The 20,371-nt window shown below is 46.5% G+C and carries 25 protein-coding genes; 8 read left to right on the top strand and 17 right to left on the bottom strand.

Going from position 1 to position 20,371, the window contains the following annotated elements; genetic code table 11:
- Nucleotides 1-7: 7 nt before the first annotated feature.
- The 11 genes from KI350_RS09255 to KI350_RS09205 form a co-directional block, all read right to left on the bottom strand.
- Nucleotides 8-1,522: a phage portal protein gene (locus KI350_RS09255; RefSeq protein WP_065643285.1), complete on the bottom strand. Its 1,515-nt coding sequence runs from the start codon at nt 1,520-1,522 to the stop codon at nt 8-10.
- A 3-nt stretch (nt 1,523-1,525) separates the two neighbouring features.
- Nucleotides 1,526-2,824 carry a PBSX family phage terminase large subunit gene (locus KI350_RS09250; RefSeq protein ID WP_065643284.1) on the bottom strand — a complete coding sequence of 433 codons (1,299 nt, stop codon included), beginning with the start codon at nt 2,822-2,824 and terminating at the stop codon, nt 1,526-1,528.
- Nucleotides 2,821-3,621 carry a terminase small subunit gene (locus tag KI350_RS09245; RefSeq protein ID WP_026579866.1) on the bottom strand — a complete coding sequence of 267 codons (801 nt, stop codon included), beginning with the start codon at nt 3,619-3,621 and terminating at the stop codon, nt 2,821-2,823. The genes KI350_RS09250 and KI350_RS09245 overlap by 4 nt, the downstream gene beginning before the upstream one ends.
- A gap of 144 nt (nt 3,622-3,765) precedes the next feature.
- A complete protein-coding gene (locus KI350_RS09240) occupies nt 3,766-4,269 on the bottom strand; it encodes a sigma-70 family RNA polymerase sigma factor (protein ID WP_020451012.1) in 504 nt (167 codons plus the stop codon).
- Between the two features lie 117 nt (nt 4,270-4,386).
- Entirely contained in the window at nt 4,387-4,590 is a 204-nt protein-coding gene (locus KI350_RS09235; RefSeq protein WP_020451011.1) for an XtrA/YqaO family protein, read from the bottom strand.
- Entirely contained in the window at nt 4,587-4,928 is a 342-nt protein-coding gene (locus tag KI350_RS09230) for a hypothetical protein (RefSeq protein ID WP_026579867.1), read from the bottom strand. Before KI350_RS09230 ends, KI350_RS09235 begins: the two co-directional genes overlap by 4 nt.
- Nucleotides 4,929-5,027: 99 nt before the next feature.
- A complete protein-coding gene (locus KI350_RS09225; protein WP_165395376.1) occupies nt 5,028-5,198 on the bottom strand; it encodes a hypothetical protein in 171 nt (56 codons plus the stop codon).
- Nucleotides 5,198-5,998: an ATP-binding protein gene (locus tag KI350_RS09220; RefSeq protein WP_065643283.1), complete on the bottom strand. Its 801-nt coding sequence runs from the start codon at nt 5,996-5,998 to the stop codon at nt 5,198-5,200. The genes KI350_RS09225 and KI350_RS09220 overlap by 1 nt, the downstream gene beginning before the upstream one ends.
- Nucleotides 5,898-6,722 carry a helix-turn-helix domain-containing protein gene (locus KI350_RS09215; protein ID WP_065643282.1) on the bottom strand — a complete coding sequence of 275 codons (825 nt, stop codon included), beginning with the start codon at nt 6,720-6,722 and terminating at the stop codon, nt 5,898-5,900. The genes KI350_RS09220 and KI350_RS09215 overlap by 101 nt, the downstream gene beginning before the upstream one ends.
- Nucleotides 6,723-7,019, bottom strand: a complete 297-nt coding sequence (locus tag KI350_RS09210; protein WP_033155144.1) for a hypothetical protein — start codon at nt 7,017-7,019, stop codon at nt 6,723-6,725. It lies immediately after the preceding gene.
- A complete protein-coding gene (locus KI350_RS09205; protein WP_026579871.1) occupies nt 7,009-7,269 on the bottom strand; it encodes a helix-turn-helix transcriptional regulator in 261 nt (86 codons plus the stop codon). The genes KI350_RS09210 and KI350_RS09205 overlap by 11 nt, the downstream gene beginning before the upstream one ends.
- 172 nt (nt 7,270-7,441) lie before the next feature.
- Between KI350_RS09205 and xre the strand changes: the two genes are divergently transcribed.
- Together xre and KI350_RS09195 are read left to right on the top strand one after the other, a co-directional pair.
- The gene (xre, locus tag KI350_RS09200; RefSeq protein ID WP_026579872.1) at nt 7,442-7,795 is read left to right on the top strand and encodes an HTH-type transcriptional regulator Xre; all 354 of its coding nucleotides are present in this window, start codon (nt 7,442-7,444) and stop codon (nt 7,793-7,795) included.
- Nucleotides 7,796-7,983: 188 nt separating this feature from the next.
- Nucleotides 7,984-8,640 (top strand): ImmA/IrrE family metallo-endopeptidase, encoded by a 657-nt coding sequence (locus KI350_RS09195; protein WP_020451004.1) that lies wholly within the window; start codon nt 7,984-7,986, stop codon nt 8,638-8,640.
- A gap of 12 nt (nt 8,641-8,652) precedes the next feature.
- On the opposite strand, the gene KI350_RS09190 is transcribed toward KI350_RS09195, so the two are convergent.
- Nucleotides 8,653-9,300 (bottom strand): poly-gamma-glutamate hydrolase family protein, encoded by a 648-nt coding sequence (locus tag KI350_RS09190; protein WP_020451003.1) that lies wholly within the window; start codon nt 9,298-9,300, stop codon nt 8,653-8,655.
- A 467-nt stretch (nt 9,301-9,767) separates the two neighbouring features.
- On the opposite strand from KI350_RS09190, the gene KI350_RS09185 reads away from it, so the two are divergent.
- From KI350_RS09185 to KI350_RS09170, 4 genes are all read left to right on the top strand, one after another.
- Nucleotides 9,768-10,181, top strand: a complete 414-nt coding sequence (locus KI350_RS09185) for a regulatory YrvL family protein (RefSeq protein ID WP_065643281.1) — start codon at nt 9,768-9,770, stop codon at nt 10,179-10,181.
- 28 nt (nt 10,182-10,209) lie between these two features.
- Nucleotides 10,210-10,446 carry a hypothetical protein gene (locus KI350_RS09180; RefSeq protein WP_026579873.1) on the top strand — a complete coding sequence of 79 codons (237 nt, stop codon included), beginning with the start codon at nt 10,210-10,212 and terminating at the stop codon, nt 10,444-10,446.
- 110 nt (nt 10,447-10,556) lie between these two features.
- Nucleotides 10,557-11,135: a TetR/AcrR family transcriptional regulator gene (locus tag KI350_RS09175; protein WP_026579874.1), complete on the top strand. Its 579-nt coding sequence runs from the start codon at nt 10,557-10,559 to the stop codon at nt 11,133-11,135.
- Nucleotides 11,136-11,151: 16 nt separating this feature from the next.
- The gene (locus KI350_RS09170; protein WP_026579875.1) at nt 11,152-12,576 is read left to right on the top strand and encodes a DHA2 family efflux MFS transporter permease subunit; all 1,425 of its coding nucleotides are present in this window, start codon (nt 11,152-11,154) and stop codon (nt 12,574-12,576) included.
- A 57-nt stretch (nt 12,577-12,633) separates the two neighbouring features.
- On the opposite strand, the gene KI350_RS09165 is transcribed toward KI350_RS09170, so the two are convergent.
- Nucleotides 12,634-13,374, bottom strand: coding sequence for a 3D domain-containing protein (locus KI350_RS09165; RefSeq protein WP_026579876.1), 741 nt, complete (start codon nt 13,372-13,374; stop codon nt 12,634-12,636).
- A gap of 450 nt (nt 13,375-13,824) precedes the next feature.
- Between KI350_RS09165 and KI350_RS09160 the strand changes: the two genes are divergently transcribed.
- Nucleotides 13,825-14,373 (top strand): IseA DL-endopeptidase inhibitor family protein, encoded by a 549-nt coding sequence (locus tag KI350_RS09160; protein ID WP_023856702.1) that lies wholly within the window; start codon nt 13,825-13,827, stop codon nt 14,371-14,373.
- A gap of 44 nt (nt 14,374-14,417) precedes the next feature.
- Here KI350_RS09160 and KI350_RS09155 read toward each other — a convergent pair whose 3' ends face one another.
- Together KI350_RS09155 and KI350_RS09150 are read right to left on the bottom strand one after the other, a co-directional pair.
- Nucleotides 14,418-14,795 carry a VOC family protein gene (locus KI350_RS09155; RefSeq protein ID WP_023856701.1) on the bottom strand — a complete coding sequence of 126 codons (378 nt, stop codon included), beginning with the start codon at nt 14,793-14,795 and terminating at the stop codon, nt 14,418-14,420.
- A gap of 48 nt (nt 14,796-14,843) precedes the next feature.
- Entirely contained in the window at nt 14,844-15,716 is an 873-nt protein-coding gene (locus tag KI350_RS09150; protein ID WP_023856700.1) for a DMT family transporter, read from the bottom strand.
- A gap of 91 nt (nt 15,717-15,807) precedes the next feature.
- Between KI350_RS09150 and KI350_RS09145 the strand changes: the two genes are divergently transcribed.
- Complete coding sequence (locus KI350_RS09145; RefSeq protein WP_023856699.1) at nt 15,808-16,695, top strand: LysR family transcriptional regulator; 888 nt, start codon at nt 15,808-15,810, stop codon at nt 16,693-16,695.
- Nucleotides 16,696-16,751: 56 nt separating this feature from the next.
- On the opposite strand, the gene cysI is transcribed toward KI350_RS09145, so the two are convergent.
- Nucleotides 16,752-18,470 (bottom strand): assimilatory sulfite reductase (NADPH) hemoprotein subunit, encoded by a 1,719-nt coding sequence (gene cysI / locus KI350_RS09140; protein WP_065643280.1) that lies wholly within the window; start codon nt 18,468-18,470, stop codon nt 16,752-16,754.
- 27 nt (nt 18,471-18,497) lie between these two features.
- Nucleotides 18,498-20,327, bottom strand: a complete 1,830-nt coding sequence (locus KI350_RS09135) for an assimilatory sulfite reductase (NADPH) flavoprotein subunit (protein ID WP_020450992.1) — start codon at nt 20,325-20,327, stop codon at nt 18,498-18,500.
- Nucleotides 20,328-20,371: the final 44 nt, after the last annotated feature.

Raw genomic sequence — 20,371 nt, 5'->3', positions numbered from 1 at the left:
GAAGTGTTCACCTCCTTTCAGTGATCTGTTTCAATGTCTCGACGGCTTCCTGCAGTTCAGGCAGCAGTGCTCCGGCTTCCGCTTCAGCACGCTTTGCGCTTTGCTGGTAACCGAGCGGCCTGCTGAATTCTTCCTCCGGCCATTCATCGAGCGTCTTGCCGAGCACTCTGCCGGCCAGGTCACGCAAATCATTTGCAGATACCGCTCCCGCTTGAATAAAAGGACCGAGCACTTTTGCAATCTCAAGTGGATCGCGAAAGTCCGGTCCTTTCAATTGGAGCCTCGCATGGAAAATGTTTAAATCACGGAGAAACAGCGTATTCAGCTTGCCGATCAATATTTTCCGCTCCGGTTCAAAAACCTGTTCTTCGGTGATTTTGCGGGCGGTATCTGCTGTCGCTCTGTTATATTCATGGGCATCACCGGTGTAGAGCGGCGGGAGCCTGAAGGAAGAGCGGATTTTATTCCGCGTTTTCTCGTCATATTCAAGAAACAGCGCATCTTCCTGCAAAATTTCAGCGAGTGATTTGATGTCCACTTTCACCGGCGTAATGTCCTGGCTGCCGTGAATGTCTTTTTCCTGTGCGATCCCCTCCGCTTCGATCAGCAAAAATTTGTGGGCATTTTCAACGCCTTCCAAGTCGTTCATATATTCCTGCAGCTCTCTGTACGAAGCCTCTGAGAGCATGCCGTTTTCAACCGTAATAACGGCGGGGACGTGCCGGCCTTGTCTGAAGTACATATAATTCAGCTCTTCCGCTTTCCGCGCTCCGTACAGGCTGACTATATTTCCGATCCAGCGCGGAACGCCGTAGACGCCGCTGCCGATTTTAAAATGGATCGCTTCATTCGCACTTCGTTCAGGCGGAGTCTGTCTGTCAAACGCTCCGGTGGTCATATCCATGACGCGCGGATCGCCGTACTCTTTAAAGTACACCTTCCTGCCGTCAATCATCTGAACGTATTTGCGGAACCTTTTTTCCCTTTTGATGTTTTTTAGCGATCCGTTTTCCATGTAGGCAAATTCCACTTCGATCGGTTCTGTCAATCCGCATACGCGCATATTTTTGACATCGAGATATTCAATTCCGGCCGGCTGCCCCGTGCCGTTTCTGAGCACCTCCAAAAACCCGTTCCCCGTTTTTTCGCGGTCCTCTATCATATGGCTTAAAATCGTTTCAGCCGATTCATCGAAATGAAGATGGCGGCAAAAATCTTCAAGCCTTGTCCAATCGGTCTCAGCAGCCTTTTTCTTATCGGGCGTCACATCCGCACCATTAAAATCAAAAGCGTACTCGACATCAAGCCCGAACCCTGCAATATTCGTTTTATAGGCGTCAATGCATTGCTGGAGAATTGAAGAATATTCGGCAATGGCTTTCAGTTCTTTCAAATTGTACGGCGGTGCGATAATCTCATCTCCGTAGATCTCCGAAAATTGATCTTCATATATTTGTTTTGTTACAGGCTCGTGAAAACGGGATTTCATGACTTTTGCTCTTACCGTTTGCTGAGTTGACATACACTATCTCCCCCTTTTCCTGTTCGGCCGTTTTCTCGCTTCCTGCTCAGCCTTCAAATCGGTGACTTCATAATCATCAAGCGCGTACCATAGCGCGGAAAGTGTGTGCGGATCAATTGTAAACTGATCCTCCTTCAGATTGCCGTCTTTATCTGTCGCATAGGTCAGCGGCTGCAATTCGTAGATCGTATTGGCACATCGGTCAGAACAGAATATTTTTTTAAACCGCTTGATTTTTTTCGTATATTGCAGGCGCGAGCCTTGGAACTTGCGGGCTGCTGTCATGTTGAAGCCGTTCTGCCTGAAAAACTGGATGCTTTTCGGTTCGGCCGGATCGGCTTTGATCAGCTCCTTCGTAACCGCGAATTCGTTAAGCTCCTCGGCCGTCTTGTCATCTGTCATTTTATTTTTGTAGTACTCCCAATAAATATAGAGATATTTTTTGTCGGGATCGACGGCCGCCCGGACGACGGCATTGTATGATGCCTCAAATCCGAAATCCATTCCGGTTCTCTTCAGCGGCTTGGAAATGGCGGAGATCCGCCTCATGACCTCCTCATGCTCCATCACTTCAAATTGCGGCAAAACCCTAATGCCGTTTACCCCGAACCTCCCTTTTCTGGAAATCCGGTACAGGTCAGGGTCATATGCTTTCATATCATCAAGCTGTTTGAGGTAGCTTTTCGGCAAAAACAGGTTGTCATCAGCTGTGGAATGGTGGTAAAACGTATCACCGACGACAGCGACCCGCTTTTCATACAAAACCTCATCATCCAAAATAAACCGCTTGTTCCGCTCATCCTTGAAAAAGTGTCTGTACGTCCAGTTTGACTGGCTGACGGGGTTTGTCGTCAATATCATATACAGCCTGTGATCAGGATGCCTCAGCCGGCCGATCAGTTCCTTGAAGCCTTCATACTTCACTTCCGAACATTCTTCGATCCAAATCAGCGAGATGTTGTTGACGGATTTCAATTTCGCCGGGTTGTCCATCCCTTTAAAAATAATCCGGCTGCCGTTTGCAAACCTGATGTGCATCGGAGAAGAAACGGCCTCTGCCGCCGTTTGAACACCCAGCTCATCGATAATGGTTGCGAATAAAGAAAAAGTCGAATCCCTGTGTGTTTCAAACACTTCCCTTACAACGAGAGCGGTGCGCTTTTCCTGCAGCAGCTTTAATACGACTTTTAAAGCGGTATGATAGCTTTTTGACGAACCGTATCCGCCGACAAGAAATTGAAACGTCTGATCCCAGTTAAACAAATAATCTTCAAAATGCGGATTGACTTCTTTTATAATCAAGCCGAATCACCTTTTCTGGTGATGACCACTTCAACGGGTCCTGATTCCGCATCTTTGTCGGCTTTTTGTTTGGCGAGCTTCAGCTTCTCATTTTCAATTTTCCGCTTAAATGAATCAGGGAAAAGATCGAAATACTGCGAGAGCTTCTCGAGCGCCTTCATTTTATCGGCCAGCTTGATTGCGATTCCTTCTTTCCCGAGTTTCGCTTCTGTGATGACTGTACCATCGACGAGGTCGGAATGTTTCACATCGACAAAGCTGATCTCTTTCATAACCGGATTGTTTTCTTCATCAAACAGCGGTCCGGACTTTCCGACAGCCTGTACCTCTTTTTTGCCGAAAGTCACATAATCGGTCATATCGGCAAATGCGATTTTCACATAGACTTGGAGAACATCCATCGCCTCAACGAATATCTCCCCTACCATCTCTTTTTTGATCCGCCTGATCTCATCGGCCACCTTTTCGTTTTTCAGAAGCCGGCAGCCTGTCACATGAGCGCTGGCAGGGGAGTAGCCTGCTTTTATCGCTGCTTGGGTGGCATTGAAGCTTTTCACATAATAGATGCAAAACAGCCGCTGCCGTTCATTCAGCCCTTCATTGCGGATGTCTGCTTTTCCTCTGCTCGTATCCTCCCCGTTTACAGCCTCTTTCCAGCGGTCACGGGTTTTCCAAACGCTGACTTTTTGATTTGAAACACCGAGTTCTCTTGCGATTGCGAGATTCGTAATGTTTCCCCCGTATTGTTGATAGAGACGAAAAGCTTCATCCCTTTTTGGATCCCTTTTCCTTGGCATTGTTCATCTTCACCGCCTCTCATTCCCGGAAACAGTAATATTTCATCGCTATATGAATCTTCCATTTAAGAACAGTATGTTTTATTATATTTTTTCTCTTTTCACTTATAGGTGGCAAACGTATGACAAAAGACAGATATATCGTTATGCCATACAATCGAGGGGCTTTTCGATTTGTTTCGCGATTTTCAGCTGTGCCCGTTTCACATTGGTTTGAACAGTAGACTTTTTGATGCCGAGCATGGCGGCAATCCGCTCATAGGAAAACTGTTCGACCTTATGTAAAATGAAGATTTCTTTTTCGCGTGCCGTAAGGGCAGACAGCGCGGTTTCAATCCGGGCTTTATCGTACGCTGACACTTCTTGAGCCGGTTCAAATGCAATCTGTTCTGAGAACGTGTCGATGATCAGCGGATCTTTCAGTAGCATCCGTTTATAAGCGTCTCGCCTGTCAATCGCCCTTCTGATTCCCGGCTCCCTTCCGTTTTCAAGCCAGTCGATCACATATTCCAAATCGGTCATCATGTTTCTGATCAGTTTTTTATCTTTCAATTGTTCAGCAGTCAGCCCTTGTTCATCCTGATAGGCCCGATACAGTTTTTTCGTGTTTTTCAGCGCTCTTTTATATTCGAAAAGCAAATCTTCCATTTTTTGTACCTCCGTTTTTTTGAAATAAAAAAGGACACCAATCAGCCGCACAGTAAGATGTGCATCTGATCAGCGTCCGCAGGCTTTCCGTCTTGGACAAATATTCAAGTTGTAGAGCTATAGCTTATAGCCGATTTCAAATTCGACCCTTGCGAGGTCTCCCTTTCTCGTTTCAATGACGGTTTTGCCGTGTTCAGGCGCCTCGGCCTGCCAAGCTGTGCCGTTCATTCCATCAAGAACGATCACTGTCACCTTTCCTTTTTTAAGGCGGCTTGCAACCGTCGTATCGTGGATATCTTGTATCTTTGCCGGATGGTTCATCTATTTTCCTCCTCTTCAAATTCCGCGTTTGCGACGACTTTTTCTAAAATATTTATCAATTGATTCTCAACTGAATTAGAGCGAGCGGGCCGTTTTCGCTTCAAATAGGCAAGCGTGAGCTTCGCTGCGGTCAAAAGTTCGGGAGCCGCGGCGATTAAGCGGGCATTTTTTTCCTTGGAATATGCGCTGTAGTCGGCGACTTTGGCAATCACCCGCCCGCTGGAATAAGGAAACCGTTTCTTTTCGGCTTTACTGTAAGCTGAATAAATGTACAGGTCGCTATTTGTTCTGACAACGCGCCATGGTGACGGGCTGTACGTCGCACTTTCGTTCTTCACGTTTGTCTTCCTCACTTTCCGTCTTCTTCGTGCCATCGTTTCATTTGTGCATCTCTTTTTGCCGCTGTCCAGATGATGAGAATCATCGCTTTTAAACATTTAAGCACCTTGTTTCACCCTTGTTTTCATTTTTGCAATCAGTGCTTCCAGATGTTTGATCACATCCGTCAAATCGCCGCTTTCAGCGCGGCAGTTTGGACAAGCGCGGAAAATCGTTCCGATCCTTGCGTCCTGGTGGACTGATTTTCTCCCGTTACATAGCGGGCACATCAAACCATCCCCCCCAGTCTATGATTGATGCCGAAAGAGCTCCCGTTCAGGACGACGAGAAAGTCCTGGCACATTTCAACCAGCCTCGTTCCGAGCGCTTCGTCTATGCTGACAATTTCTTCAACGCTTAGCTCGCTGGACAGCATGATCGGCTTATGGTTCAAATACCTGTAATTGACGACAGCATATGTCTGTTCGATCTGCCATTCCGTCGCCCGCGGCCTGCCTCCCACCGGTTTAAACAGGTCATCGAGAAACAGCACCTCGACTCGCTTCATCCGGTTCAGCTTATCCTCAAGCAATGAGAAATCCTGTTTTAAATCGTTGAATCCTTCGACAAAAGGAAAATAAAGGACGGGTACGAAATGCTTCCTCATCAGCTCATTGGCGGCGGCCGTCAGCAAATGCGTCTTCCCTGAACCGGGTCGTCCCAAGAGCGCGATGCTGTTTTTGCGGCTTTCCCGGATGTCCCGGTAAGCTTGTACATATTCAACGGCGCATTCATACGCCTCTTTTACAGATTGGTGTTTTCCTTTCGTCTTGAACTGAGCAAAATTTAAGTTTTTAAATTGTTCGGTGATTTCGCTCGATTTCAACAGCTTTTGCGCTTTCCACCATTCGCGGCAGGCGCATGATACCCATACTTCCATCGTTCCGCGCCGTTCGATAAATCCGAGTTCATCTTTGCATTTCGGACAGTCATACCGTTTTGCGGCGGATTCTTCCGGTTTGTCCCCCTGTGATAGACAGCTCCTGTTTCTCAGTTCGTCCATGATCTCTTCGATTGTTCTTTTGGACATTGTTCTCCCTCCTGACAGTTGTTTTCTCTTCCGCTTCAGCCAGCCGGCCGATTATATATTTTTCACAGTAGCTGAAGACCTTGATCGTTTCATTGCGGCTTCGGCGCCGCGCCTCATACTCTTCAAAGCATTGTTCAAGCCATTTGATTGTTTGCGGAATAGACACTCCGCGGGCGACAATCCGGGCGATGGCCTGGTAGTCTTTTGACGAGGGATGGACAGGCTTTCCTTCCTGCAAAGACCTAAGGGCGGCAAATCGGTCTGCTATTGTTTTTATGGAAGTCATATTATGTTTTGTGTTGATTTGTGTGATATCTTTATTGGATTGGACAAGGATGTCCGCACGGCCAGTCTCTTCTGTCCGAACAGAACTGCCTGACCGGACATGGCTGGCATAGGCAAATTTCTTTGAATGTCTGACTGACAAAATCATTCCGTAAGGCGCTCTTGTGACTGCAATGTAGCCGTTTCGTTCGAGAAGAGCGAGCCATCTTCTAACCGTTTTTTCGTTGACGCCGAATTGAAGAGCCAATTCTGCGGCTTTCAGCGGTTTGTTGCCGAGCACGATGCCCCATGTCATCCCATCGCGTTCGATTTCCTTAGTTGTTGAACTGATGCACCATAAAAACAGCCAAATGGCATTGCCTATTTTCTCGTAGTGCACAGGTGTTAAAATCCCTGAGTAAACGGAAAAGGGATAGCTTTGATCGAGCGGACGGGACATTCATCTTCCCCCTTCCTTCTGCCTTCTGCGGTTCAGTCTGAGATACCGTTCGTATTGGCCTTTACGATCGAATTGGAATACAGGCTTTCCGTCTTTCGTAAAAGCGATGAATCCCCCGGCTTCGCCGAGCCGCCATTGATCAAAACGGTCTGAGCTGTAGGAAATCACAATTTTACCCATTCTGCCTCCTTGTGGATATCCGGCGGGTCCGCCATGTCTTCGCATTTGCTCTCTGTCGGCTTCCTTTGGATAGCCGTGCGTTCGAATGTGTGTGACCATCGGATGTTCAAGATTCATGACATCGCCTTCTTTCATACAGAGTTCCGTTGATACAATATGTATCCAAACAGACCTGAAAAAGATCGGGAAACAGCAATCGATCAGGCACTGAGTAAAGCGTTTCGAATTTCAGCATCGTTTCTCTGCCGGGATTGCGTGTTCCCCTTTCGATTTTGCGAACATAAACCTCGGAGAGTCCAAGCCTTTCCGACACTTGCTTTTGGGTCCATCCCCTCTTACAACGCTCTTCGATCAACCGTTTTCGCACATGTTCTCACTCCCTGTTTTTGATACAATACGTATCTGATGATTTGATTATATATGATACACTTCTTATCATCAATACTTTTTTGATACTTTTTTTATCATATGTTTATTTCGATACATTTTGTATCTATAATAGAGATAAACATGCCGAATTGAGGAAGAGAGGTCATTCTATGTTAGGCGGCAGACTGAAGAGCCTGAGAGGAAAACGGACACAGGAAGAAGTTGCAAAGCAGATCGGTGTATCGCGGGCCCGCTACTCCCATTACGAAAACGGAAGAAGCGAGCCGGACTATGAAACATTAAAAAAACTCGCCGATTACTATAAAGTGACGATTGACTATCTGTTGACAGGAACGGAAAAGAAAAAAACGATTGAAGACGAAATCGCAGATCCGGATCTGCAAATTGCATACCGAGACATGCAGGAATTTTCCCCCGAAAGCAGACAGCAGGCCATCGAGTTCATTCAATACTTAAAAGAAAAAGAGAAAAAACGAAAGCCCGGAAATAAACAAAACGGATAAAAAAGGAATTTTTATTAAACATTACCTGATGAGCGCCGATTTAATAGTTAAGACGATAAAAAAGGGAAAGATTTGCTAAAGAGGCTGCTCATCGTATATGATAGATCTGCATGAAAACATGACAGCCCCTTTGACGGGCTTTTCTTTCCCGCTAAAAACAGAACATTTGTTCGAAAGGGTGTCTCGTATTGAAGTTTTACTTATCTCACCTAGAAGAATACGTCAAAAATATGTATCAAAAGTTTGGTTTTTTTGAACCCCACCACATTGATATGAATCGCATAGCCGCTCATTTTAACATTTGGATTCACTATGAAAATGTCAACAGCATGATGATTAAGCATGACGGCATGTACAGCATCATTCTCAACAGCAGCCTTTCAAAGGAAAAGCAGTGGGAGGATTTTGCCCATGAGTTATGCCACGTATTAAAGCACGCGGGAAACCAGCTTTATATGAATCAGATGTTCAGGGAGCTGCAGGAATTCCAGGCCAATCAATTTATGTACCATTTTTGCGTCCCTACTTTTATGCTTTTAAAAATGGATTTTCCCCAGCTGCGATGCCAAGCCGCTAAAATGATCGCCGACCTCTTTAAAGTCACGGAATCGTTCGCTGTCAAACGGATCGAGCTCTTTGAAAAACGGCAAGCCGGGATCCAGTTTCATGAGGCATGGATGGCGAGCCTTTCCCAAGAGAGCGAATCAGCGAATGCTGCTCGCCTTAAAGAAGAAGACGAACTTGCACGCTACCGCCGGGAAACCCGCCGCCCGTACACAACGGCAAACGGCGTCGGCAAAATGGTCGCGGCAGAAAGCCGGCCGGCGTATATGCTGAGAAAATAAAAAACAGCCGGCTCAGCTCCCGGCTGCACTCGGCCCATATGCGATGCGGGCTCCTGCCTTCAAAGCTTTGACATAGCGGGAAAACACCTCATTTTGAGACGTTCGCCTGCCCTTTAATGTGAATTGCTCAAACATCGCCTTCCGCTGGGCAGTGCTGATTTCAAATTGCACGCTTAACCCTGTTTGGCAGCGATTGTTGATGCTTGCAGGGTTTGTACCTGAAAGATATCCTCTTTCAGCCGCCAGCTCCGCAGAAAATCCGTGCTTCTCCAATGTCTCCGCAAACAACAAGGCGCGCCTTCGATCTGTCCCCCCGATGAGCGTATGCCGGCGGAAAGGCTCGTCATATCCGTGGAACGCCAGTATGTATCGATGTCCTGCAGCCATTCGCACGGCAAGCGGGCAGTCAAAATGGGCGCTTGTCACATGAAGACTCTTATTGCCGCGCCTTTTCAATCCTTCCAATAAATAAACCGAAGAACCCGCTGCAAAAGCCCTGACAATTTCACTGATGCCCGGTTCGATCCCGCCCCCGTGGGGAGCCATCACAAGCAGTGCGCTCCCTGCATCCCGCGCAGCCACCGAATAATCGGTTCCTTCTATTTCATTTTCTGCCATCTCTGTAAAGCTGCCGTATTGGTCAGTTAAAGCCTGCTTCATCTCTTGATTTTTTGCACCTGCCTGTCCTGTTTTTATGTAGTGTACCGGGAGTCGCAGCGGTTGTAAATATGTTCCCTCTAGGAAAATAAAAATCTCTTTATGAGATTTAAAAGATTAAAGCAATTGAACCAAAATCGAAAATCACCTAAGGCACGAAAATAATTCTTCTAGTAAACACGTCGGTTTTAGAACAAGCAAATACGAAATATGATTAACAAAGTAAGGTTGCCGGCTGGCAGCCTTTTTTATTTGGGATCCTATCCTCTTTGCAGCCCTAATGAAAACGCTCCAAATATGATATATGGTAATTAATTAGGTCTCGAAAAACCCATAAGGAATTTTTCAGAACGCTCTCTCCACTCCCCCCTTCCACACAAACTTTAACCCCAAAATCTCATTAATAACTCACAACCGGATATTTTTCTGATATCATGAATATACACTGCATGATTAGGAATGAATGTTTAATGATTAAAAAAACTCTCGGTACCATGCTCGCAGTGACTCTGATCTTTCTGTTGATCCTCACTGTGTTTACGCTCTTATTCGGGTCTTATTATTTCGGCGTCGCCGGTTTTTTCGCGATTTTCGGCGTGACATACGAATCGCCCTGGTCGCTCTTCTGGTATATCCTTTTATCCTTTGGCCTCGGCGCGCTGTTTGAAATCCCGGAAAAGATTTTGAGCTTTATGATCGGTCATAAAGCTGTGACCTTTATGATCGAATGTTTTTTTACGTGGCTTGCCATCCATCTCACTGATGAATTGATGGACAGCATCACCATCCCGCTGGATGTGGAAATCATCGCCTGTCTGTTTTTATTCGTCATTCAGCTGGCATTTGAAGACAACAAAGAAAGAAACCGGACATACGAGGATTGAGAAACATTCGCGAAGGGAGAATAGAACTGTGACGTTTATCATTTTAATGGCCGGATTGTTTCTTTTTATTCAACTCAAAAAACCGTTCCGCAAGAAAATCTTCGGCTCCGTTTTTTTGGCCGTTTATTTAACGGTGCTCGCACTCTATACCATCAATTCCACTTTTGTTCACCTCATATCTGACAGCCTTTTGTCGATCTTGGCAGTGATCGCTGTGGCGCCGCTGCTTGCCGGCTTTCTGAAGCCTTCAGCGGATTCCCGGTGAACCGAATATGGACAAATCGTCCTTTTTCTAAAATAGGCCTTCAAAAAAGGTCTTTTTTTTCGTTAAAATTATATAGACCGATCAGTATAAAATCATAAGGGAATGATAGGATGGCAGAAAAAATGAGCAGCCGCGACAAAATATTGCGGGCGGCTTCACGATTGTTCCGCAAACAAGGCTACCATGCCACAGGTCTGAGCCAAATCACAGCCGAAAGCGGAGCGCCGCGGGGATCGCTTTATTATTATTTTCCCGGCGGCAAAGAAGAACTGGCGCAAGAGGCGATTCAATTAACCGGGGAAAGAATCAAAGCGTATATATTGTCAGCGATCAGCCGAGAAGCTGATCCTGTCAAGGCGTTTCAATCTTATATCCAGATGATGGCTGACGGAATCGAGGAATACATCATGGAAGAAAACGATGATATTCCAATCGTATCCGTCGCCGCAGAAACGTGGTCGTTCAGCGAAAGGCTCCGCCAAACTTGTGAACAGGTTTATCAAGACTGGCAGCTTGTCTATCAGGATAAACTGCTCCAGTCAGGCTACGCGCCGGAAACGGCCGAGACGCTGAGCGTCGCGATACAGGCGATGATTGAGGGTGCGTATGTGCTCTCAGTGACGAAAAAAAACGGTCGGCCCCTCAGTGCAGCCGCCGAACAAATTCCTTTTTTACTAAAACGATCATAAAGGGTGGGAAATGCAAATGGAACATGCTAAAAAAGGCTCCTTCATGATTATCGCCATTTTAATCGTCGGAAATTTTCTCGCTCTGATTAATGAGACGGTTATGAATGTGGCTTTGCCGAAGATCATCGACGATTTCGGCATTTCAGCGAATACGGCTCAGTGGCTGTCAACCGGATATATGCTCATGATCGGCATCGCTGTGCCGATTACCGCGTTTTTAATGCAGCGCTTTACGACAAGGCAGTTGTTTCTGTCTGCGATGACATTGTTTACAGCGGGAACCTTTCTGGCCGGAATCGCTCCGGTCTTCCCGCTCGTTCTCGCCGGACGGATCATCCAAGGCTCAGGTACAGGTTTGATACTGCCGCTTGTGATGAATGTGATATTGACTTTGATTCCGCCGCAAAAACGCGGAACGATGACCGGAATCCTCACGCTCGTTATTTTATTTGCCCCGGCGATCGGTCCGGTCATCTCAGGCTATATTGTCGAGCATTATTCATGGCGCGTTGTTTTCTTCATGATGCTGCCAGTATCGGTTTTCATGATTTTTTATGCGGCGTTCCGCCTGAAAAATGTAACCGAACTGACGTATCCGAAAATTGACATATTATCTATTCTTTTATCGACTGTCGGGTTTGGCGGAATCGTTTTCGGCTTCAGCAACGCCGGGGAAGCTGCAGGCTGGAGCAGTCCGAAAGTGATCATCGGACTGGCAGCCGGTGTCATCGGATTAATATTGTTCGTCATGCGCCAGCTCAAATTGAAAGTGCCGATGCTTGATATGAGGCCGTTTCAGTCAAAAATATTTTCCGTCTCGGTTATCCTGATGTGGATCGTGATGATGCTGCAGTTTTCGATGATGCTGATTTTGCCGCTTTACTTCCAGATGGCGCTTGAGCTGTCACCGCTTTATACAGGCATTCTTATGCTGCCGGGCGGCCTTGTCCTGGCGATGACATCTCTTGTTGCAGGACGCCTGTTTGATAAGCTTGGCTTTAAACCGCTGTTGATCACCGGGTTGATCATTGTGATTGCCGTCCTTTCGCTGTTTACGAATATTTCAAGCGATACGCCGATGGCGGCGGGAATGATGCTGTACGCCGGCTTCACACTCGGCGTCGGGTTAACGATGGCTCCGATCATGACGCTCGGTTTAAACCAGGTGCCCAAACCGCTGTACCCGCATGGCTCGGCGATTATGAATACGGTCAATCAAGTGTCAGGGGCCATCGGTCCGGCATTGTACACGACAATTCTGACGACCGTTTCGAATCGCTTTATCGCGCATTCTTCAGGAGCCAGCCGTCAGGAGCTGCACATGCAAGGTATGACAGAAGGCGTTCATATGGTTTATTTCGTAGCTATCGTCTTTGCAGCAGCTGCTCTTGTGATTTCGGTTTTTGTGAAAAGCAGTCGCGGGGAACATCATCCAGCATAAACATCGATCCATCAAAAAAATGCAGGAGGCATGAAGCGCCTCCTGCATTTTTTGATATTAGTTTAAAATTTTGACCTTTACGGTTTTGACGCCCCAATTGAAAGCGTCTTTTTTATCTGGAATAAATACGTCTATTTTATGGCCTTTAATGGCGCCTCCGGTGTCTTCAGCCGTCGCTTCGCCGTAGCCTTCCACATATACTTTCGTACCGAGCGGAATCACGCTTGGATCAACCGCGATGACTTTAGCGTCACGGTTCGCATTCAGGTCGACTCCCGTTTTTGTGATGCCTGAAATGCCCCCGTCATTTGCCGTATACGCAGTTGCTGTCACTGTGATTTCCTTTTGCACGTTGACAGGCTGATCGTTTTGTTTTTGCGCGGACTCTTGTTTCACAGGCGCTGCAGCAGCAGCCTCTCCTGCTTCTCCATTTATCGCAATCGTTTGCCCTGCAATAATCAGGTCCGACTTCAGATTGTTCCGTTTTTGAAGATCGCTTACAGTTACACCGAACTCTTTTGCGATTTTTGAGAGCGTGTCCCCTGGCTGAACGGTGTACTGCTTTTCTTCAGATTTTTCTTCTTGAGAAGAAATGTTCAGCTTTTGACCCGGTAAAATCAGATCTGATGAAAGCTGATTCCATTTTTTTAAGTCCTTGAGGTTCATTCCGTAGTTTTGAGAAATCCCCCAGAGCGTGTCTCCTTTTTGAACTTCGATTTCTTTTGCTGAGGCAGTCGCTCCGAATGCAGTCGCCGACATAGCTGCGGCTGCAGCCAAGGACATGATTGTCTTCTTCATAAGTTAAATCCTCCCTTGTTAGCCCTTTTGAAACTAACAGGGAAAATCGTAACACAGCAAAATGTCACCGCTATGACAGATTGATGCGAATTTCGTTACAGTTTTTTTACTGATAAAGTTTGATTTTATGTAAAATTCTGATTTTCAACAACATGATTCCTTTATGTTTCAGACGTCCTCTTTCCTGCTCTTGACGCTGGTTCAAGCTGGAATTCTTTTTCAGTATAAGATGTTTTTTCAACATGAAGCTTTTGTGTTTATGAGAAGAGAAATTCGGGAAAACGAATCAATAGACGTAATTTATTTTCCTAAACATATAACCCCAGTCGCTTTTATGTCGTCATATATTAGAAAACAGCGGAGGAAAATTTTTCTCGCAAATCTCTTGTAATCCATCTGTAATTATTGTAACATTTGTAACATAAGAGATATATTTAAGGAGAGAGGAACATGAAAAAGTTAATCGTTTGTTTATTAGCTGTTTTACTCATCTTACCTGCCGGAGCATCTCTCGCAGCGAAAAACCAAACATCAGGGAATTTAACAAATAAACAAGTCATGCAAATGACTTTGCAGGCACGGGAGCACTTTTGGAATACGATGAGCGGCCACAATCCAAAAGCGAAAAACTCAACTTGCCAAACCAAAACATTTGAATACCGCGGTCTTCCATATACGTATATGTGCAGTGAATTCAGCACAAAAGCAAAGTTAACAGATTACTTGGCACCGGTTTTCACAAAAGACGCCATTAAAAAAGGATTTGAAAAATACAACATTATGTCTTATAAAGGAAAAATGGCCGTTCCTGTCGGCGATGGGGACAACCTCTTAGGATGGGACAAAGCAACAATCAAACTGATTTCTCAAAAAAACAATACCCGCACCTATGAATTTTCCGTACCGGCATTGGATGGATCAGTGACTGCGAAAAGAAAGATCACGTTTGTGAAAGAAGACAACAAATGGAAAATCAATCAGCTCGATGCTGCCATCTAAACGAAAAAAGCTAATGTCTAAAAACGGACATTAGCTTTTTTCCGTCAAACGGTCAGCTCAACGATGTTACCGTCAGGATCCAGGATGACGCTTTCATAATACCCGTCACCCGTGACGCGCGGCTTTCCGGCAACCTGGTATCCTTCCTTTTCAAAGCGGCTCGTCATCTCGTCAACCTCTTGCCGCGACCCTAAGGAAAACGCCATATGTGCATAGCCGGAAGCGTTTTCCTCTCCTTTTGCAAGGTCGGGACGTCTCATCAGCTCAAGCCGTGTTCCCGATTCAAACTGAATGAAATAGGATTCGAAATGCTTTTTCGGATTGACGTATTTTTCATTCGCCTTTCCGTGAAAAAACCGGGTATAAAAGTCTTTCATTTCCTCTAAATTGTTCGTCCATATAGCGATGTGTTCGATTTTCATAAAATCTCCCTCCCATTTCATCATACCATATAGACCCTCTGCCTTTTTTTACACCTTTTTAAATTGATAAGTATTCATAAAAATCCCGATGCAGATCATGAAGGCGCCGATCAGGATGCTGATTGTGACCGGTTCATGCAGCTGCAGCCAGCCGAATAAAAGGCCTAATACGGGAACAAACATTAAAGCCATCGATGCTTTTGACGCTTCGATTTGATTCAGGATCCAAAACCAAATGACGAACGTCAAAGCCGTAGAGAATAAACCGTTAAATAAAAGAGATAAGATCGCTTCATTTGACCAGTGAATCGGCCGGGACGGTTCCAGTATAAAAGAGAAGATCAATAACATCACCGCCCCTGTGAGAAGCTGCCATGCATTCATATGAATCATATCTGTATCTTTAAATTTCAGTTTGCTGTATACATTGGCGATGCCCCAGCTGAGCGCTGCGATTAAAACACAAAGCTCTCCAAATATGACATTTTGATCAACATGCAGAATCCCTCCTCCTAATATAAACAAAAGACCGATCAACCCGGAAAATAAACCGAGCATTTTATACACATTGATTTTCTCGTTTAATTTAAAATGACTGATGACAGTGACAAAAATCGGCATGGTATACACCAATACAGACGTTTTTCCCGAATCGACAAACTGCATGCCGTAAGTTAACACCCCCATATAACCTAAACCCATCAATAAACTCATCACCAGATAATGCTTGATATTCTCCTTTCCTATTGAACGCTTCCTTCCTTTGATCAAGAGAATTACAAACAAAGGAACGGCTCCAATGAACAGCCGCAGTGCCGAAAATAAAACAGGGGGAATGTCAGTGATTGCGATTTTCATCGTCACCCAGGTATACCCCCAAATAAGTGTTACAGAGATGATCCCCAACAGTACTTTAAACATAAACCGTCACCTTTCTTCTTTGTTTCATGTACAGCATATGCTATATTGGATGATAACTGAAATACATTTTTATTATCGGAGGTATAACCATTTGGTTATGAACATGAACAGCCTTCACATCTTTGTGAAAGTCGCGGAGACACTAAATATGACAGAAGCCGCCAACGAGCTGTATATTTCACAGCCGGCCGTGAGCAAAGCCATAAAAACCATGGAAACGTCGCTCGGGGTCAAATTGTTGATTCGGGATAAACAGAACAAGTTAAAGCTTACTGACGCGGGAATGGAAATCGCCGTACTGGCCAGACAGATGATTGTGATTGAAAACAAAATATACCAAGTGGCCGATCAAGAAAATCATCTACTCAGGGGGAAAGTCAAAGTTGGCTCGTTCCCCGCCGTCTCAGCGAATATTTTGCCGCAGGCTATCGCCTCCTTCAGGTCAAAGTATCCGCTCGTACAAATCGAGCTGGTCGAAGGAACCTCCGACCAAATCAAGCAATGGGTCGAAACACGCCTGGTTGATTTAGGCATCGTCGCCTCTCCCTTTGACGGTTTCGAAAGTCAAGTATTGTTTCAAGACCGGATGGCGGCCGTCATCCCTGAGCAATATCATCACTTAAAAGACGCACCTTTCATTGATCTGAAAAAACATCAAAATGAATTGATCTTTTGCAAGGGCGGGCACGAAGTCGCGGTATCTCAAATCTTTCAAAAACACCGCCTCGAATTAAAAGAAAATCTGACTGTGCAAAACGCGGAAACATTGGTCAATATGGTCAATAACAACTTGGGGATCGGCTTGATTTCTAACTTTTCGCTTTCCTCCGTATCCCATCGGTTGATCAAAAAAGACATCTCTCCTCAAATTATCCGCGAGGTCGGCATGATTACACCCTCATTTGAAGAAGCAACACCGGCGGCTGCCGAGTTTATGAAAATGATCATCGAGTCGGAAACGGTTCGATCATTTTCGTAAACAGAAAACGCCTCAGCACCGATCAAAGGGCTGAGGCGTTTTTTAAAAAATGCTCATCAATCATGGAAATTCGTTCCGTCCGTCGTTTCTTTAACAATTCCGGCGCGGATGACGAAATCTCCGAAATGTTCTCCTTCATTGCGTTCTTTCGCATAGCGCGGAAGAATGTCGCGAAGTTCTTTTAAAATTTCTTCTTCACCGATGTTTTCCCGGTACATTTTACTTAGACGGCTGCCGTCAAAAGCGGCGCCGAGGTACATGTTGTACTTGCCAGGGGCTTTTCCGATGAAGCCGATTTCGCCGAGCGCATGGCGGGCGCAGCCGTTCGGGCATCCCGTCATGCGGATGGTAATCTCTTCATTCTTCAAGCCGTTTTCTTCAATGATTTCATCAATTTTGTCAATCAGCTTTGGCAAATATCGTTCCGCTTCGGCCATCGCCAATCCGCACGTCGGCAGTGCGACGCATGCGATCGAGCTGCGGCGGAGCGCTGTATAATGCCTGCCGTCAGTCAAACCAAACTGTTCGATCAGTTCGCTGATCTTTTTCTTCTTTTGGCTTGTGACATTGGCAATGATCAAGTTTTGATTGGCTGTGAGGCGGATATCGCCGGTATGAACTTTGGCGATCTCCCTTAAGCCGGTCATCAGCTTGTAATCATCATAATCAGTGACGCGGCCGCCCTCAACAAACATTGTAAAGTGCCATCTTCCGTTTACACCCTTTACCCAGCCGTAGCGGTCGCCGTTATGCTCGAAATGATACGGCTTTGCTTCAGCGAGGCTCCAGCCGAGGCGGTTTTCCAGCTCGTTTTTGATCGTTTCCAAGCCGAGGCGGTCAATTGTGTACTTGAAGCGGGCATTTTTGCGAACCGAGCGGTTTCCGTAGTCCCGCTGAATCGTAATCGTTTTTTCGGCGACATCATATAACTGATCAGGCTTGCAGAAGCCAATGACTTTGGCAAGCTGCGGATACGTTGCTTTGTCTCCATGGGTCATGCCCATGCCGCCGCCGATCGCGACGTTGAAGCCGATGAGTTTGTCATCCTCCACAATCGCGATAAACCCAAGATCCTGGGAAAATACGTCGATATCATTTGACGGCGGAACGGCGATGCCGATTTTGAATTTCCGCGGCAGATACAGCGGTCCGTACATCGGTTCGACTTCTTCCGCATCAGGCGTGCCGGCCACTTTTTCTTCATCAAGCCAGATTTCATGATACGCACGTGTGCGCGGCAGGAGGTCATCACTCAGCTTTTTCGACCATTCATACACTTCTCTGTGGATTTCTGATTGATACGGATTGGAAGCGCACATGACGTTCCGGTTAACATCCCCGCATGCTGCAATCGTATCCAGCATGGCTGAATGGATCGATTGAATCGTTTTTTTCATGTTCCATTTTAAAATGCCGTGCATTTGGAAGGTTTCCCGGGTTGTCAGCTTCAATGTGCCATTTCCGTATTTCCGGGCAAGCTCATCCATGACAAGCCACTGCTCAGGCGTTGCGACACCGCCCGGCATCCGGACGCGCAGCATGAACTGATACGCCGGCTCAAGCTTTTGCTTTTGACGCTCATTGCGGAGATCGCGGTCATCCTGCAAATAGCTGCCATGATGCTTCATCAGACGGTTGTCGTCATCGGAAATTCCGGCTGAAAGCGGCTCAAGCATCGATTCCTTCAGGGTGCCGCGCAAATAGTTGCTTTCTTTCTTAATGCGTTCTACATCACTCGGCGGGCCTTCAGGCGCTTTTAATATTTCGTTCCCCATGTTGAAAAAGTCCCCTTTCAATCAAAATCAGTATACATCGCGCTGATAACGTTTTTGCTTTTTCATTTCTGCCAGATAGGCTTCAGCTTCCTCGCGGCTTTTGCCGCCTTCTTTTTCGATAATTTCAAGCAATGCGTTCTGAACATCTTTGGCCATGTTGTTCTTGTCGCCGCAAACGTAGAAAGTCGCTCCTTCTTCAAGCCACTCAAACAGTTCTTTGCTGTGCTCAAGCATGCGGTGCTGTACATATACTTTTTCTTCCGTATCCCGCGAGAACGCGACATCCATTTTTGTCAGCACGCCGTCACTCAGCCACTTTTGCCATTCTGTCTGATATAAGAAATCGGTGACGAAGTGCTGGTCGCCGAAGAACATCCACGATTTCCCCGGTGCTCCGGTTTCTTCGCGCTCCTGCATAAATGACCTAAACGGCGCAACACCTGTGCCCGGACCGACCATGATAATCGGAGCCTCCGGATTTTCCGGCAGCTTAAAGTTTTTATTCGGCTGAATAAAAACAGGCAGCGTGTCGCCAGGCTGAAGGCGTTCAGCACATAAAACCGAGCAGACCCCTTTTCGGTCTCTGCCGTGCGTATTGTAGCGGACAGCGCCGATCGTCAAATGCACCTCATCCGGATTTGCAGCGAAGCTTGATGCGATCGAATAAAGACGCGGCGGAATTTTTCGAAGAATCGAAACAAAATCCTGCGGAGCTACTGCGATCGGACCGAAATCCTGAACGAAATCAATCAGGTCGCGGCCTGCGATATATGCTTTTAATTGATCCGCGTTTTCCTGAGCGACAAGCTCGCGCAGCTTTTCATTTGCAATGAGTTCTGCCGCCTGCTGAATAAATTTTTTTGTCAGCACCGTAATTTCATAGTAAGAAGTCAACGCTTCTTTCAGGGAAAGGTTTTCCCCTTGATCAACCGTGACGGTAGCATTCGGATCCCATTTCAGCTCGGCCAGCAGCATGTTCACGAGTTCCGGGTCATTTTCCGGAAAAATGCCGAGCGCATCGCCAGGTTCATAAGTCAGGCCTGAGCCTTCGAGCGATAATTCAAGGTGGCGCGTTTCTTTATTTGATCCGCGGCCGTTTAAATTCAAATTTTCCAGCACTTCCGCTCTGAACGGATTTTTTCTCGAATATACCGTTTCTCCTCCTGCTGCTTGCGGTGCTGCCGTTTGAGCAGGTGCTGAGCTTGCGCCCTGTTCCTGTCCTTCGTTTAAGCTTGAGATGACACCCTCAAGCCATGCTGCAGCCGGTTCATCATAATCGAGATCGCAATCGACGCGCGGATGGAGCCTTGTGCCCCCCAGCTCACCAAGCCGCTGATCAAACTCTTTTCCGGTCTGGCAGAAAAATTCATACGACGTGTCGCCAAGAGCCAGCACAGAATAACGGAAATCATCGAGCTTCGGAGCCCGTCTGCCATGGAGAAATTCATGGAATGACAGCGCGTTGTCCGGCGGATCCCCTTCTCCGTGCGTGCTGACGACGATGAGAAGGTTTTTTAATTTTTTCAATTGGTTCGGCTTAAAATCGCTCATTGCAGAGACGGTAACTTGAAAGCCCCGTTCTGTAAGCGTCTTAGCCGCGTTTTCAGCAAGTCCCTGTGCATTTCCTGTCTGCGACCCGAATAAAATGGTCACTTCTTTGGAAACAGGCTGGGCCGGACTTGCAGCCGGAGCTTCCGCCGGCAATGTTTCAAGCGCCGCCGCGGCATCGGCGGTTTGCACAGCCGCCAGATAACCGCTCAGCCAGGCTTTTTGTGATGCCGTCAAAGTTGGCAGAAGGCGGTTGAGGAGCTCTGCCTGCTCCTGGTTAAAAGGACTGTTCATTACCTGAAGTTGCAACGATATCCACCTCACTAAGGAATAAAAAAATTATGACTTGTTTG

It is taken from the genome of Bacillus sp. J41TS8 (assembly GCF_018333035.1).
GTDB classification, from domain to species: Bacteria; Bacillota; Bacilli; order Bacillales; family Bacillaceae; genus Bacillus; species Bacillus paralicheniformis.
The sequence above is the reverse complement of the archived record's forward strand: the minus strand, read 5'-3'. Positions and strand labels throughout refer to the sequence as shown.

Coding starts and splice junctions, on each gene's coding strand:
- KI350_RS09255 (WP_065643285.1), bottom strand. CDS start 1,522: ATGTCAACTCAGCAAACGGTAAGAGCAAAAGTCATGAAATCCCGTTTT.
- KI350_RS09245 (WP_026579866.1), bottom strand. CDS start 3,621: ATGCCAAGGAAAAGGGATCCAAAAAGGGATGAAGCTTTTCGTCTCTAT.
- KI350_RS09240 (WP_020451012.1), bottom strand. CDS start 4,269: ATGGAAGATTTGCTTTTCGAATATAAAAGAGCGCTGAAAAACACGAAA.
- KI350_RS09235 (WP_020451011.1), bottom strand. CDS start 4,590: ATGAACCATCCGGCAAAGATACAAGATATCCACGATACGACGGTTGCA.
- KI350_RS09225 (WP_165395376.1), bottom strand. CDS start 5,198: ATGTGCCCGCTATGTAACGGGAGAAAATCAGTCCACCAGGACGCAAGG.
- KI350_RS09220 (WP_065643283.1), bottom strand. CDS start 5,998: ATGTCCAAAAGAACAATCGAAGAGATCATGGACGAACTGAGAAACAGG.
- KI350_RS09215 (WP_065643282.1), bottom strand. CDS start 6,722: ATGTCCCGTCCGCTCGATCAAAGCTATCCCTTTTCCGTTTACTCAGGG.
- KI350_RS09210 (WP_033155144.1), bottom strand. CDS start 7,019: ATGAATCTTGAACATCCGATGGTCACACACATTCGAACGCACGGCTAT.
- xre (WP_026579872.1), top strand. CDS start 7,442: ATGTTAGGCGGCAGACTGAAGAGCCTGAGAGGAAAACGGACACAGGAA.
- KI350_RS09190 (WP_020451003.1), bottom strand. CDS start 9,300: ATGAAGCAGGCTTTAACTGACCAATACGGCAGCTTTACAGAGATGGCA.
- KI350_RS09185 (WP_065643281.1), top strand. CDS start 9,768: ATGATTAAAAAAACTCTCGGTACCATGCTCGCAGTGACTCTGATCTTT.
- KI350_RS09175 (WP_026579874.1), top strand. CDS start 10,557: ATGGCAGAAAAAATGAGCAGCCGCGACAAAATATTGCGGGCGGCTTCA.
- KI350_RS09170 (WP_026579875.1), top strand. CDS start 11,152: ATGGAACATGCTAAAAAAGGCTCCTTCATGATTATCGCCATTTTAATC.
- KI350_RS09165 (WP_026579876.1), bottom strand. CDS start 13,374: ATGAAGAAGACAATCATGTCCTTGGCTGCAGCCGCAGCTATGTCGGCG.
- KI350_RS09160 (WP_023856702.1), top strand. CDS start 13,825: ATGAAAAAGTTAATCGTTTGTTTATTAGCTGTTTTACTCATCTTACCT.
- KI350_RS09155 (WP_023856701.1), bottom strand. CDS start 14,795: ATGAAAATCGAACACATCGCTATATGGACGAACAATTTAGAGGAAATG.
- KI350_RS09150 (WP_023856700.1), bottom strand. CDS start 15,716: ATGTTTAAAGTACTGTTGGGGATCATCTCTGTAACACTTATTTGGGGG.
- cysI (WP_065643280.1), bottom strand. CDS start 18,470: ATGGGGAACGAAATATTAAAAGCGCCTGAAGGCCCGCCGAGTGATGTA.